The organism is Spirosoma sp. KUDC1026 (assembly GCF_013375035.1).
Classification (GTDB): domain Bacteria; phylum Bacteroidota; class Bacteroidia; order Cytophagales; family Spirosomataceae; genus Spirosoma.
Genome location: NZ_CP056032.1, coordinates 5,752,914 through 5,766,786, shown reverse-complemented (window position 1 = coordinate 5,766,786; position 13,873 = coordinate 5,752,914). Strand labels below are relative to the sequence as shown.

Below are 13,873 nucleotides of genomic sequence, written 5' to 3'. Positions count from 1 at the left end.
TTAGCTGGCTTCCGGTTCCGGGCTGGTCGTCAGGTACATCATCAGGTATTTTTCTACTTCGGGGATCGACACCAGAATGTTGTCGGTCAGGCCCAGCGCCCAGTCGTCGGTTTCGGCGGGGCCGTGGAAATAGGCGGAATAGTGTAGACCCAGCAGCCCGGCCATGTAACGGAAAAACTCCGGGTAATAGGCCGGAGAAAACAGCTCGAACAGGTGCGTACCGGGCTGGCACCACAGAATGTTGGTCATAGACGCGCCGTGGGGACCAATAATAAATTCGGCCTGCTGGTAGATAGCGACCTGCTCCGCCACCGATCGGGGAACGTCTTCGATGATCTGAAAGTCGTACGCTTTCAGCAGGGCAATCAGTTCGGTTTCGTTGAGGATACTCCGCCGACCGGCGCGGCTCATGTACACCCGGTTGCGCTTGCCGGCCGGAGCCGGAAACTGCGAAAGAATGTGTTTCCGGATGGCGTGAATATCGGCGGGATTGGGGTAGAACCAGTGCCCTACATCGGCCAGCACGCACCGATCAAACGTAACACTCGTTGTCCGGCTATCAACAACCCGGTCGGGCGGAATCCCCAGTAGTGCCAGGTATTCCCGCTCGTAGGACGTACCGAAAAGCGGATAGGCAACAAGTGCTTCGTCGAAGGTAGTTTCGGGCAGTACGTCTTTCATGCGGCACAGCTTCCCCAGCACCAGGAGCACAAAGTCGTAATACCCTCCCCACATAAAGCCATCCTGATAATGACTCCAGGGCGCAATCAGCGTTGGGGTATGGCGGGAGGTGCGTTTCTGTCGGTTCAGGACATTGCGGAAAAAATCGACGTCGTTCACATCCAGGCAAAGGACTTGCTGCTGGGCGACAATACCGCCGTAGGGGAGTTGGTACGTATGCCTATCGGTGACGTTGTAGTGCCAGACCGAGACTGGCTCGGGCTCGGCCAGCGTGGCCGGAAAGTAGATTTTTTCGGATTGACCAGCGTCTGTTACCTCTGGTAGAAATACGGCGTCGGGGGGATACGTCACCAGTGCGGAAGAAGCCAGGAACTCGTCCGTTTGTTTTTTATTCAGAAACTGAATCCCCCGCAGTCGGTATATACCACGAATTCCCCTGGTCAGCAAAATGCGACGAAGTTCGGCCAGAACCTGCTTTAGCCACCGTACTGGTTTCGACCAGATCGAGTGTCCAAACAGTAGTTTCCGAAATGACGATGGAGGGGTCATGTCGTTCAGTTATGTAGTTGGATACGTAAGCCTGTGTAGCCTGTTGTTACCTTATCGGTAAATCGATTTACTAATCTGTCTATCAGCTTTTTATGCTAAATAGACTTGTTAGTCACTATACTTACTTAGGACTCTGGTACAGGGGTCCCGTCATGTTTATCGGCAGCAGAAGAGAGATGTTTTTAGTGTATGTACAGGTAGATTGTCAGACGGTGGCAATAAAAAAATCGGAATCTGAAATTGCTTCAGATTCCGATTTAGTAAGTAGTAATACGGTGAGTGATCAGAACCAGTACGTATTCTCGCTGATCTGTTTTTTGTAGAGCCTACAAAGAATATTGAAGCCGTCGGTTTGCAGGCTGATCTCACGAACTCGGATGAGTGAATCCTGGGTGTAGCCTGAGGCCGTAAAAAGGAAAATTGACACAAGGAGGGCTGCGAAAAACGTTTTCACAAATAAGTTTGACGTGGTATGAGCGTCAAACTTATCTTTCCCACATCGCTATTTGTCGGGTACGTACCAGAACGGTATCGTTGTTATGGCCTGCGGTTTGGCCAGGGAGTCAGGCTGTAGGCTGATGCGAATCGTATTTTTCCCGGTTCTGAGATTGGAAGGAATCAGTACCGTTTTCCAGCCACGTTGCTGTTGGGAGCCCCGTTGCGCGAACAACAGATCCGGGCGACGATACACGGAATCGTTAACGGCAATCTGCATCATGTTGGTTATTTGTTGATGACTCCATTGCGCAAATCGACGGCGTGTCTCAGCCCTGGACAGCGTGTCGCTCCAGATGGGTTTTGGGGCTACTTTCGTCAGGAGCGTATCCAGGTCTTTGGGGTAAGCGATGAAGACCTGGATAAACGGATCACGGATTACGTCGGACTGAATGGAGGCCGTTGGTACGTATTCTCCGTCGGCTAACTGGTCGTCGTAAGAGGATGGATTGCTAAACAGGCTATCGAGCCGGGTCGTGTATAAATGCCGTCGGTCAAACGATACGCGTCGGTCAACCCGTGACAAGCTAGAGAAAACCTCAACCCCAATGAACGCAATAAAGACGAGAAAGAAAATCCCAATAGCCCGTACTATTTTTTTGTAAGGTAGATGGCTGTAGAAGGTATTGATAATGAAGCTGAAAGGAACGTGCATACCCCAGAAGAGGACCTTTCCGGCAGTTGTAAGTTTATAGTGCAGTTTCTCTCCGGTTGGGTGAGCTTTAATGGAAGGTAAACTTAGTACAGTGCTGGTAATGAGGTAAACGGCGAAGAAGGCGTATGAAATGAGTTCAAGAATATGCCTGATTTCCGCCGGAATCATTGGGCGAAAAATCGAAGAAACCAGCACAACGAGGATATAAGTGCCAGCAACGGCAATCAGGAATATGACAAACAGAAAGGCAACGGCAAAAACAATGTTGCACCGCAGGTCGAGCCGTAGAATATAACGGTCGAGGGGCCCCATCTCGGCGGCCATTCGTTTCTGCGTGTAAGGGGTCGAGAATGGAATCCGGTCGTAATGAATACCGCTTGGGTAGACGGCGAGCAGGCCGACCAGCCCTACCCAGAACGCCCGCATCACAAAGTTGGTCAGGAAGGCCAGAAACAGCACGTAACACATTGCTTTCATCATGCTGTAAGCCAGCAGGGGTAACAAATCCTGTACACCACCACCTTTAACAGAAGCAACATTGTACTGGAAATAGTCAAATGCCTGATCCAGCAGGTCGGGTAACTGCAATACGGCAAACAGGGCCGCGCCCGATATGACTAATTCGAGGTTCCAGCTTTGAGCCGTCAGCTCACGTAATTTTTCTTGTTGATCGGGCGGGAGGGAGGGTTGAATAGGATCTAGTTCGGCCATGATGGTCGTGAAGCAAGCGGACGGGAATGTCTGTTAGGGTGGTCGTTAACTACCCGCAAAATAAGAAAAATTCCTAGCAAACCGGCTGGCCTACTGTATGTTGCATTAGAAGACTACAATGTTTCATAATGCCCAACAGATTGGTAGATTAAAAGCAAAAAGCCTTCGTACACTGCGTACGAAGGCTTTTTCTTGTGCTCCCGAAGGGATTCGAACCCCTATCGTCGGTACCGGAAACCGAAATTCTATCCATTGAACTACGGAAGCATGTCCTTTGGGAGTGCAAAGATAGCAATACATTCCGCTAAAAGACAATAGGTCGGCTAGTATTTTTTGTCATAGGATTATAAGAGCCGCATGGTGTCGTAATCGCCCACGTGCTTTAGATACAGAAAATGGATCAGTAAACCGTTGACGTTCGTCACCAGTTTGTGGGCTTCCGGCAGAGTCGTCACGACCGTCGTGATCCGCTCGTGCTCCGATTCACTCCCCATATTCTTGTGGTGAAAGGCCATGATGTCTGCCCGGCTCATTTCCTGTTCCAGATAATAGAAGTGCATGGATTCGTCGCTGGTGCCGGTGCTGGGGTACCAGAGCGTGGGGTTGAGTTTAGTCAGTACCGAGGGGTCGACGAACAGACCGATTTCTTCACCCAGTTCGCGGGCCGCTACGTCGGCAGGATCGTCGCTGGCGTCGACCATACCCGCTGGGTGTTCGTACGTATGCGAGCCGTCGGAAATGCGCCGTTGCCGCACCAGCACCACGAATTTCTCTCTGGTTTCCTGCTCGATCAGGCAGACCAGCATCGATACCGCGTGCCCCTTCAGGAAGAGTGCCGGGGGGATCTTGTCGCCTTCGGGTGTGTCGGCATCCACTTCGAGCATGGCGAACAGCACTTCACCATTGTGCCTGTAGCGAATGTAGAAGTCTTTGATGTCGTTAATTTTCAGGCCATTCGCTTCGGCCTGCGATTTCCAGAATTTGAACTTCGGGGCCTCCTGTAAGGCCTCACGTTTTTGCTTATCACTCATGAGTTGACTGTATCTGCTTCGTAAAAAAGGATTCAAAGGCATGAAGACGGAAGAAGAGAGACGTAATATGAAAGAGTGATAATCGAGGGGATCTTGTCATATCAGTTTTTGTCATCTCGCACAGAGGGATCTTGTCGGGGTGTGGCTCTTACCACCCCCCGGCCCCCTCCGCAACGGCGGCTCGGCTAGAAAAATAGGAGGGGGAGAAAAAGGCCACCTCTGCCTGTTCCCCTCCTAAAACAGGAGGGGCTAGGCCGGGCGGCCGGTGCCGGTGGTAAGAACGTCCCCGACAAGAGTACCTCGATTATCACTCTTTCATTTTCCGTCTTTTCTCTTTCATCCCGTAATCCCTGTGTTGAAAAAACAAAGACTACTTCTGCGTTACGCCCTGCGCATCCGGGCCGACGTAACGTTCGAAGAATTCGTAGATGCGCAGCAGCCGGTCGATCCGCTGGCGAACGTTACCCGTGCGGCTCAGCTCGTGCGTAGCACCCGGCATCCGGACGTATTCTACGGGACGATTCAGAATTTTCAGGCTTTTGTAGAGCATTTCACTCTGCGCTACGCCCGTGCGGAGGTCATTTTCGCCATGTTTGATCAGCAGGGGCGTCTTGATGTTCTGCACGAATGAATACGGCGAATTGGCATCCAGCACCTTAGCGTCGGCATCCCAGGGATACACGAAGTAGTTTGGCACCAGGCGCCAGGCGTTGGCCTCGCCCATAAATGTTGTCAGGTCATACACGCCCCGCTGCGCGAAAGCCGCTTTGAATCGGTTGTCGTGGCCCACAATCCAGGCCGTCAGGTAGCCCGCGTAGGAGCCACCCGTAATCACCTGCCGACTCGTATCAACCCAGGCTTCTTTGGCAGCATTCGTAGCCGCTGCTAGTACGTCTTCGGCCGGACCGGTGCCCCAATCCTTGATGTTGGCCCGCTGGAAGTTGATGCCATAGCCGCCCGATCCGCGTGGGTTGGCGTACACGATACCGTAACCCTGCGATGCCATGTACTGAAACTCGTGCCACATCGACGCTTCGCCGGGGCCCCACATCGCCGTTGGCCCCCCGTGCATGTTCAGCAGCAGCGGGTGTTTTTTGTTGCTCTCCACTACCGTCGGCTTCATGATCCAGTAATCAACCGTCTGCCCGATGGAATTCTTGTACGTCCGTTTCTCCGGCAGGCTGAGCTGCCGCTGGGCTACCCAGTCGTTGTGATTGGTCAGCTTAATTTGCCCCTTGGCCTGCGCGTTCGCTGCATACAGTTCGGATGGGTTAGCCACTTCGGTTTTAGCAAACACTACCTGGTCGCCCACTACGTCGAACGCCGTTACGCCACTCGTAAAATCCGTAAGCTGGGTCACCTGCCGCGTGGCGGGGTCAAGTCGGTACAGCGGCACCCCGCCATTAGCCGACGCTGTGAAGTAGATTGCGTAGGCCGTGCTGGCTTTTTTGCCTTTACCACTGGCAGGCGCGCTGGTCCAGGTCACGTTACTGGCTGCCCGGTCGAACGTAACGAGCTGCATCCCCGATGCGCCGGTACCGGTAAACGTAGCAAGGCCAACCTGCGCAAAGTTAACCCCCTGCGATGGACTCACCTGGAACGCCAGTTGCTTGCCATCAGGCGAGAGTTCGGGCGATCCGTAGCTTTTACCTTCTTCGGCCAATACAGTGCTGCGTTTTCCCGATCCGTCGGCGGCAATGAAAACGATGGCGTTGTCCTGCTCCCGGTCCGGGTGTTTGAGCGAGTCGCGATCCGTTACGGCCAGGAGCCCTTTGCCGTCGGGGAGCCAGTTTCCTGCCTGGAACGACGTAAAACCACGGGTCAGCGCTTTGGCTTTGGCTCCTTCCTGCACGCTGATCACGTAAAGGTGGGTGAAACTGGGATCAGGCTCGGTCGTGAACTCACCCTGGAAATTCAGGCGGTTGATGACTTTGGCTTTTTTGTCTTCAACGTCTTTCTGTAGGTACGCGCGAATCTCGGCCAGCGAGCCATCGGGATTAGCTTTAGTTTTTTTGTCGGCCTTGACGAAGTTGTTGTTCGCAAAACCCGGTTTCTCCAGCGACCAGGCCGGTCCGCCTTTCGACGGGTTGAGGATGGAGTCGCCCATCATCTCGGCCATCGTTACGTTCGAGGAGAACGCAATCTGCTTCCCATCCGGCGACCAGACCGGATTCGACGCGCTGTATTTGCCGTTGGTAAGTTGCCAGGCTTCACCACCGTTTAGCGGCATAATGAAAATCTGGCTCTTGCCCTTCAGCGACCGGACAAACGCCAGGTGCTGTCCATCCGGCGACCAGACTGCCTGCCGGGCGGATTCGGCACCATGGGTCAGGGCTTTGGTATCGCCCGCTTTCAGGTTGGTGAGGTAGATGTGAGTGTGGTAGTCGTATTCCTCGGGCTTGGCGTCGGGATTGGGCTCGATGGTTGTGAGCGTATAGACCGCCCGTTTTCCATCGGGTGATAGCTCAATGCCGCCCACCTGTTTAAGGCGGAGTAGATCGGTCACCAGCACTTTTGATTTCGTCTGGGCGTAGCCAAACTGCGTCGCCAGCAGGATGAGGAAGGTAGTTCGTTTTAACATGGTTCGTCAGGTAGATTCCGGCGAACTTACAAAAAAACGGGCTGCGAATTTCCAGTTTTCGCAGCCCGTTTATGAATGGCCCTTCAGGAAAGGAGCGGAACGTAACGCTCCTGGATAACGGTAACATGGTGTCTGGCGTGGCCAACCAGCACATAACCCAGCGCCAATGCAGAGATTGGCTTACCGGACGCCGTTCCCTCCCGGATCAGCATGGCCGCGTCCAGACTACGAAAGAGCAGGATGCTCGACTGCCGAACGGCCGCGTATTCGTCGTATAAATCGGCGATAGACCGGTGATTTGCGCCTGTATTTTCGGCGTAGGCGTTCTCATCGAAACCGGGTAGGGGAGTCGGGTCATTACGCCCAATCCGCAGGGCGCGGTAGCTCATGATGCGTTCGGTGTCGATAATATGCTGCAAAATATCTTTTACGCTCCATTTGCCGGGTGCATAACGCAGGTCGCCGAGGGCTTCCAGCGTTTCTTGTCCGATCAGCTTATCGAACGTAGCGGTCTGGGTCAGTGCATCGAGAACATTGATGTCGTCGACCTGATTGATATACCGGTCAAAAAACGGCGGTAAGCTAGGTAAATCAGCTTTTGTCATGGGGTAGGGGAATTAACGGGCGCGGCAAGATAAGTGTTTATGAGTTGACCTTATTCCTCGCCATAGCATTGGCGGACTGCCAAAAACCTAAGCGGGTAGCACCACCCCTAGCCCCTCCTAAAACAGGAGGGGAACACGCAGAAGTGACCCTTTTCAATTACCTCATCCCCTTGATAAGCACCCTGTGTAGGCTGTCGAAACGTCCAAAGTACCCTTTCACCTCCCCCTCCTAATTTTCTAACGGTCCGCCGTAGCGGGAGGGGGCAGGGGGTGGTAGATAGCGAAAAACTAAGCCAGCCCGATCCACTACCTTATGAAACTCCTGCAAGATTATGTTTTAGGAGCGATAACTAACCAAACCCTTACTTACGCACATTTGCCGTTTTGCCGGCTTCGGTCCCCAGTAATTCCGTAATCAGCCGGTCGGCTTTGTAGATGTAACGCATGGCCGCGATGATCCCCCCCGCGTGGACCGAGATACTGCGGTTGGCGTCGGGTACGAAGATGAACTCGCCCGGCAAACTTTCGATGTTACCGTCGAATACCAGCCCAACAGCCTCCCGGTTTTTGTTGATCATCGGACTGCCTGAGTTGCCACCAATAATGTCATTGGTGCTGATAAAGCACATAGGCTCTTTCAGCAAAGCCGCTGGCGGATTTTTCCAGCGGGCCGGCAGGTTCCAGGGGGCTTTGTCGTTGAACGAGTAATTCCGGTCGTACAGCCCGGCGAAGGTTGTTTTGATGGGGGCTACCGTACCGTTGTAGGCGTATCCTTTCACCACCCCATCGTTGATACGTAACGAGAAGGTAGCATCGGGAGGAACGGCCGTGCCATACACGTCATACAGCATCCGCCCCAGCTGGCTACGTAACACTTCCTGTTGCTGAGCGATCTGCCGGGCCTGCCGGGCGGCAGTCAGGTAGCGCTGGAACCCAATACGGGCCAGCGCCAGCAGTGGATCGCTGGATGAATTGATGGCTCCTCCCCGAACGGCCAGGTCGCTCACAAAAGCCGGGTCGTTGAGTTTGCTGGATTTGATCAGATAGGCCGCAGCCTGGGCGGGTGTTTGTTGTTTGCCGTCCGGACCCGTTAGAGCCGCTTTCACATACGGATCATCACTGCCCAGACCCGCCAGCGCTTCGGTCAGGTGAGCCGCCAGGTAACCTTCTTCCAGCTTCATACTGACTATGTTTGGCGTAACGACCAGCGAGCGGGCTCGTTCGGCATCCTGCGGGCGGGTGGCCGCCAGCTGTCCGTACTGCGTCAACACATTGGCGAAAGTAAGTAACTCGCCCATGGTGCGCTCACTGGGCGCCAGGTAGTTTGCATCCCGGAACAGGCTGCGTAGCTGCGCCGTATTGCTGGCAATGGCGTTCCAGGTGTTCAGTTGCTCGGCCGGAAGGTTTTTAGCTTTGGCGTCGGCCTGAAACCGTTGCTCGAAGGTGACCTTGCGCGCCATCAGTGCTGGGTCGCGCAGCCCAGCTAACTGACCGTTGTAGGCTTTCAGGCTGTTCTCATAGCTGAAAATTTCGTTCAGAATACTGTCGCTTTTTGCCGTGGCGTTGTAGGCCTGCAGAGCCGCCGACCGGTTTTTGATCAGCTGAATTGTAGCGGGTGTCTGCAGATCACGGTCAAATTCGAGTTCGGCTACGGTTTTAAGTCGCTCAGTACGGCCGGGATTGCCAATCACGAAAATCGGCTCGTTCTCCCGAATTCCGTCCGGGTTGAATTTGAAAAAATGCGTCGTTTGCAGCGGTTTGCCGTTGTCGTATACCCGGAAGAATGAGCAGTCTAGCGCGTAGCGTGGATATGTAAAGTTGTCGGGGTCACCGCCGAAAAAGCCCAGCTGCAGCTCGGGCATGAACACCAGCCGCACGTCGGAATAGCGTTTGAAGCCGTACAGCGCGTAGCGGCCCCCATTGTAGAACGTAATGGTTTGCAGTTCAAGTCCCTGCCAGTCGGCTTTTGAGCCATACTGCTGCTTGACAGCGGTAAACACCTGCTCACGGGCCTGAAGCTGTGCCTGGGCTTCGGTGCCGGCTTTAGCCACAGCTTCCTGCACCTGCTTCGTTATGTCCTCAATTTTGACCAGTTGATCAACGAACAGCCCATCAACCTTCCGTTCTTCGGCCAGGGTCTTGGCGAAGAAACCCGTTGCGTTCAAATCCTCGCCCTTACGCGTTACGGCCGTTCCCGACTCACGCGCGCAGTGGTGATTGGTCATGACGAGGCCGTTGGCCGATACGAACGAGGCTGAGCAGTAATCGGCAAACCGGAGAGCGGCCAGCCGTGCTTCGTCAAACCATTTCTGGTCGGCGTTGAACTTGTATGTTTTCTGAAAAAAGGCGTTAGGAGGATTGTCGAAGGTCCACATCTTGCCCAGATCGAGTGGACTGCCTTTTACCGTATCGTTCGTAACATAAGGCGAGGTCTGGGCGCTGGCTGACGATAGCGTACCCGCCAGTAAAAGTCCCAGCAGGAGGGCAGGACGGTAACGAGGAATGTGCATAGGGCTGACATAAAAAAAGCCCATCGCTGCCAGCAGGGACAACGATGGGCTGGTTACGCCCTATAAAGCTAAATTTAGCTCATTTGGTTTTTGACGACGAACTCCTGACCGGCTTTGTCATCCTTACGAACGTACGGTCGGATGATGATCCGCGTACCGCGCTCGTAGGTGAACAGGCGGTACATCCAGTTGCTGAAAACAATCAGCTTGCTCCGGAAACCAACCAGGTACCAGATGTGAACGAACAGCCAGGCCATCCAGGCGAAGAAGCCACCCAGGGTCATGTTCCCCGGCAGATCAGCCACGGCTTTCATCCGTCCTACAATGGCCAGCGACCCTTTGTCGAAATACTCGAACGGTTCGGTTTTTTCGTTTTTACGCATCCGGCGAATGTTTTTCGCCAGGTGCTGCGCCTGTTGAATAGCGGGCTGTGCGACGCCAGGGTGCCCTTTCGGGTATTTCTCCAGCTTCATCAGAGCGATGTCACCGATGGCAAAGACGTCTTTCAGTCCCTGTACCTGATTAATGGGGTCGACCAGAATCCGGCCGCGCTCAACAGATGCTTCGGGTAAACCGTCAATCAACGCGCCCGTAACACCGGCACTCCAGACCAGCGTCTGCGTTTTGATCTGTTCTCCGCCCTTGAACGTAACGGTCGTACCGTCGTATGATTCAACCAACGTGTTCAGTCTAATATTGACACCCAGGCTTTCGAGATAAGACTGTGCCTTCTTACCCGCTTCGTCGGACATCGGCGGCAATACTTTGCCTAGCCCCTCCACGAGGTAAATATTCATCTGCGTGAAATCCAGTCCTGGATAATCGCTCGGCAGGACATTCTTCCGCATTTCGGCGAGCGACCCCGCCATCTCAACGCCTGTTGGACCGGCGCCGGCAATGACGAAGTTCAGCAGACTTTGCCGGTCTTCGGGGTCGGTAATGCTGGCCTGCTCGAAGCACTGCAGAAACTGACTCCGTACGTCGAGTGCTTCGGGTACGGTCTTCAGCGGGAAGGCGTATTTCTCAATTTCTTTGTTGCCAAAAAAATTGGATTTGGAGCCACTGGCAATAACCAGATAATCGTAAGTCAGATCGCCGATAAGCGTTGTGACGGTCTTGCTGGCGGGATCAATTTTATTGACCCGTACCATCCGGAAGTGAAAATCGTCGTAACCGTCGAACATCTTCCGGAAAGGTTCTGAGATAGCGTCGGGTTCCAGGCCCGCTGTTGCTACCTGGTAGAGCAGCGGCCAGAAACCGTTGTAATTTTGTTTGTCGAACAGGACAACCTGCATGTCCATGTCACGCAGGCTTTTAACCAGATTCATACCGCCAAATCCACCGCCGATGATGACAACGCGGGGCTTGGTAGTGTCAGGTATATTTAAAGAGAGTTTGTCGTATTGAAGCATGGCAATTTCGTCTGTATTCATGCCAGATATTCCTATAATAGTACTTGGTAATTAGTCGTTTTGTTCCGCATATTCCGTAAAAGTGAGCAATTCACCCAGCCAGCCTTTGTTTTGTTATACGAATACTTCTATAAGCGCTGTTAACTAATTAAGAATGGGGAAAAGCCCCTGCCGAATGACCGGCCTGACGCTGGTTTGCCTATACCTGTCGATTCACTTTTTAGCATGCCGGTACGAATACTTTTTGTGAGTTTACTAATGCTTGCTGCGCAGCTGTCCAGGGCGCAGTCGTCGGCCGGTCGAAACACCATCAGCGGCTACGTCCGGGAGGTGGGTAGTCAGGAAGCGCTGATTGGGGTAAATGTCTATATTCCCGGTACATCGACGGGTACCACAACCAATACGTACGGGTTCTACTCGCTCACCCTGCCCGCCCGCGACAGTGTGCGGCTGGCCTTCTCATTTGTGGGCTACAACACCCGGCAGGCAACGGTCGCGTTGCAGAAAAACGCCAGCCTGAACATCAGCCTGCAACCTGGACAGCAACTGGCCGAGGTCAACGTAGCGGGGCAGGCGACGGACGAAAAAGTGAGCGAAACGGCCCAGATGAGCCAGATTGATATTCCGATCACGCAGATCAAGAAAATTCCGGCCTTTCTGGGCGAAAAGGACGTATTGAAAGTGCTGCAGCTGATGCCCGGCGTACAAAAAGGCTCAGAAGGACAGACGGGTATCTACGTGCGTGGGGGCGGACCCGACCAGAATCTGATTATTCTGGACGACGCCATTGTCTACAACGCCAATCACCTGTTCGGCTTCTTTTCGGTCTTTAACGGCGACGCTATCAAAAGCATTGAGCTAACCAAAGGTGGCTTCCCCGCGCGGTTTGGCGGTCGGCTTTCGTCGGTGATCGAGTTGAACATGAAAGACGGCAACCGCGAAAAACTGCACGGTGAAGGCGGTATTGGTCTGATCTCGTCACGGCTGATGCTGGAAGGACCGCTGACTAAAAACCGCAGAGGTTCGTTCGTCGTTTCCGGCCGGCGTACGTATCTGGATGCCATTACGGCTCCGATCATCCGGGCGCAGAGCAATGGCGAAACGCAGGCGGGCTACTATTTTTACGACCTGAACGTGAAAGCCAATTATGACCTGGGGCCAAAAGACAAGGTGTACCTGAGCGGCTATTTCGGTCGGGATCGGTTCTACGCGCGTGAACAGTCGGCGGGTACCGATGTCAGTCTGGGCTGGGGGAATGCTACCAGTACCTTCCGGTGGAATCACCTGTTCAGCCAGAAGTTATTCTCGAACCTGTCACTGATTTTCAGCGATTACAAACTACAGATTTCGTCCGATCAACCCAGCACGCAGGTGAATGCCGCCGACCAGTTTTCGTTGCGGTACAGTTCGGGCATCCGGGATTTCTCGCTGAAGTACGATCTTGATTTTTACCCAACGCCCCAGCACTCAATACGGACAGGCGTGCAGACGATCTATCACCGGTTCACGCCCAGCGCCGTGGTGCTTCAGAACGCCAGTGATGCCGAATTTACCTCGACGGTTGAGGCCATCGACGCGGTAGAATCGGGCGTGTACGTTGAAGATAACTGGCGTCCGTCGGATCGGTGGCGAATTAACGGCGGAGTGCGTTTGAGTCATTTTCAGCAGAAGAACGCGGGGTATCTGCGGCCCGAGCCGCGGCTGTCGATGGGTTACACGCTACGTCCCAACTTGTCGGTCAAAGCGTCGTACGCACTGATGAATCAATACGTACATCTGCTGTCCAACACGGGTATCGGCTTGCCAACGGATCTGTGGGTGCCTACCACGGGCCGGGTCCTGCCGCAGCAGTCCCAGCAGGTAGCGGCTGGAATAGCCAAAGATTTTGCCGGAGCCGGTGCGCTGACCAAAGGCCTGACGCTAACCGTCGAAGGGTATTACAAAACCATGCGGAACATCATCAACTACCGCGAGGGCGCCAGTTTTCTGCTCATCTCCGATCCCACGTCGACTCGCCCGGTTAGCTGGGAGGATAACGTAACGACCGGGCGGGGCTGGTCGTACGGGGCCGAGGTGCTGTTACAGAAAAAAGTAGGTCGCCTGTCGGGTTGGCTGGGCTACACGCTGTCCTGGACGCAGTGGCAGTTTGCGGAGCTGAACGGCGGACGTCCTTATTTCCCCCGCTACGACCGACGACACGACATCTCGCTGGTGGGTATCTACGAACTGAGCAAAGGCATCACGCTCTCGTCGACCTGGGTGTACGGTACCGGGCAGGCGCTGACCGTGCCGGTGGGACTGTACGATACGTACCAGCCGGGTGGTACGCCCTTCAGTACGAGCAGCGGGTTGGTGCAGCGGCTATTGCAGCGCAACCGACAGGTGCAGGATTACGGAACCGAAAAAAACAGTTTCCGTGCCGAAGCGTATCATCGGATGGATCTGAGCCTGCAATTCCACAAGCAAAAAAAACGACACGAACGGACCTGGGAGATAAGCGTTTATAACCTTTACAACCGCCGGAACCCATTTTTCTACCAGCTCGAATCGGTCAATCAAACAGGTCAGGCTCCGCGAACGGCTTTGTACCGGTATTCTGTATTCCCGATTGTACCGTCTATCAGCTATAATTTTACATTTTGA

9 protein-coding genes and 1 tRNA gene are annotated in these 13,873 nt (G+C 53.9%); 1 reads left to right on the top strand and 9 read right to left on the bottom strand.

Translation table 11 applies throughout. The features are described 5' to 3' along the window. The 9 genes from HU175_RS24410 to HU175_RS24370 all read right to left on the bottom strand — a co-directional run bounded on the left by HU175_RS24410 (nucleotide 1) and on the right by HU175_RS24370 (nucleotide 11,230). Complete coding sequence (locus HU175_RS24410; protein ID WP_176569051.1) at nucleotides 1-1,230, bottom strand: glycosyltransferase family 61 protein; 1,230 nt, start codon at nucleotides 1,228-1,230, stop codon at nucleotides 1-3. A gap of 283 nt (nucleotides 1,231-1,513) precedes the next feature. Continuing rightward, nucleotides 1,514-1,684 (bottom strand): hypothetical protein, encoded by a 171-nt coding sequence (locus tag HU175_RS24405; protein ID WP_176569050.1) that lies wholly within the window; start codon nucleotides 1,682-1,684, stop codon nucleotides 1,514-1,516. Nucleotides 1,685-1,732: 48 nt separating this feature from the next. Next, the gene (locus HU175_RS24400; RefSeq protein ID WP_176569049.1) at nucleotides 1,733-3,091 is read right to left on the bottom strand and encodes a hypothetical protein; all 1,359 of its coding nucleotides are present in this window, start codon (nucleotides 3,089-3,091) and stop codon (nucleotides 1,733-1,735) included. Nucleotides 3,092-3,286: 195 nt separating this feature from the next. Continuing rightward, nucleotides 3,287-3,358: transfer RNA gene (locus HU175_RS24395), tRNA-Arg, on the bottom strand. A 77-nt stretch (nucleotides 3,359-3,435) separates the two neighbouring features. Continuing rightward, a complete protein-coding gene (locus tag HU175_RS24390) occupies nucleotides 3,436-4,122 on the bottom strand; it encodes an NUDIX hydrolase (protein ID WP_176569048.1) in 687 nt (228 codons plus the stop codon). A gap of 370 nt (nucleotides 4,123-4,492) precedes the next feature. Continuing rightward, a complete protein-coding gene (locus HU175_RS24385) occupies nucleotides 4,493-6,703 on the bottom strand; it encodes an alpha/beta hydrolase family protein (RefSeq protein ID WP_176569047.1) in 2,211 nt (736 codons plus the stop codon). An 83-nt stretch (nucleotides 6,704-6,786) separates the two neighbouring features. Beyond that, nucleotides 6,787-7,308, bottom strand: a complete 522-nt coding sequence (locus tag HU175_RS24380; protein ID WP_176569046.1) for a DinB family protein — start codon at nucleotides 7,306-7,308, stop codon at nucleotides 6,787-6,789. A 362-nt stretch (nucleotides 7,309-7,670) separates the two neighbouring features. Next, nucleotides 7,671-9,818 (bottom strand): S46 family peptidase, encoded by a 2,148-nt coding sequence (locus HU175_RS24375; protein WP_176569045.1) that lies wholly within the window; start codon nucleotides 9,816-9,818, stop codon nucleotides 7,671-7,673. A 74-nt stretch (nucleotides 9,819-9,892) separates the two neighbouring features. Then, the gene (locus HU175_RS24370; protein WP_176569349.1) at nucleotides 9,893-11,230 is read right to left on the bottom strand and encodes an NAD(P)/FAD-dependent oxidoreductase; all 1,338 of its coding nucleotides are present in this window, start codon (nucleotides 11,228-11,230) and stop codon (nucleotides 9,893-9,895) included. A 258-nt stretch (nucleotides 11,231-11,488) separates the two neighbouring features. Here HU175_RS24370 and HU175_RS24365 point away from each other — a divergent pair, with 258 nt between their 5' ends. Beyond that, entirely contained in the window at nucleotides 11,489-13,873 is a 2,385-nt protein-coding gene (locus HU175_RS24365) for a TonB-dependent receptor domain-containing protein (protein WP_228724265.1), read from the top strand.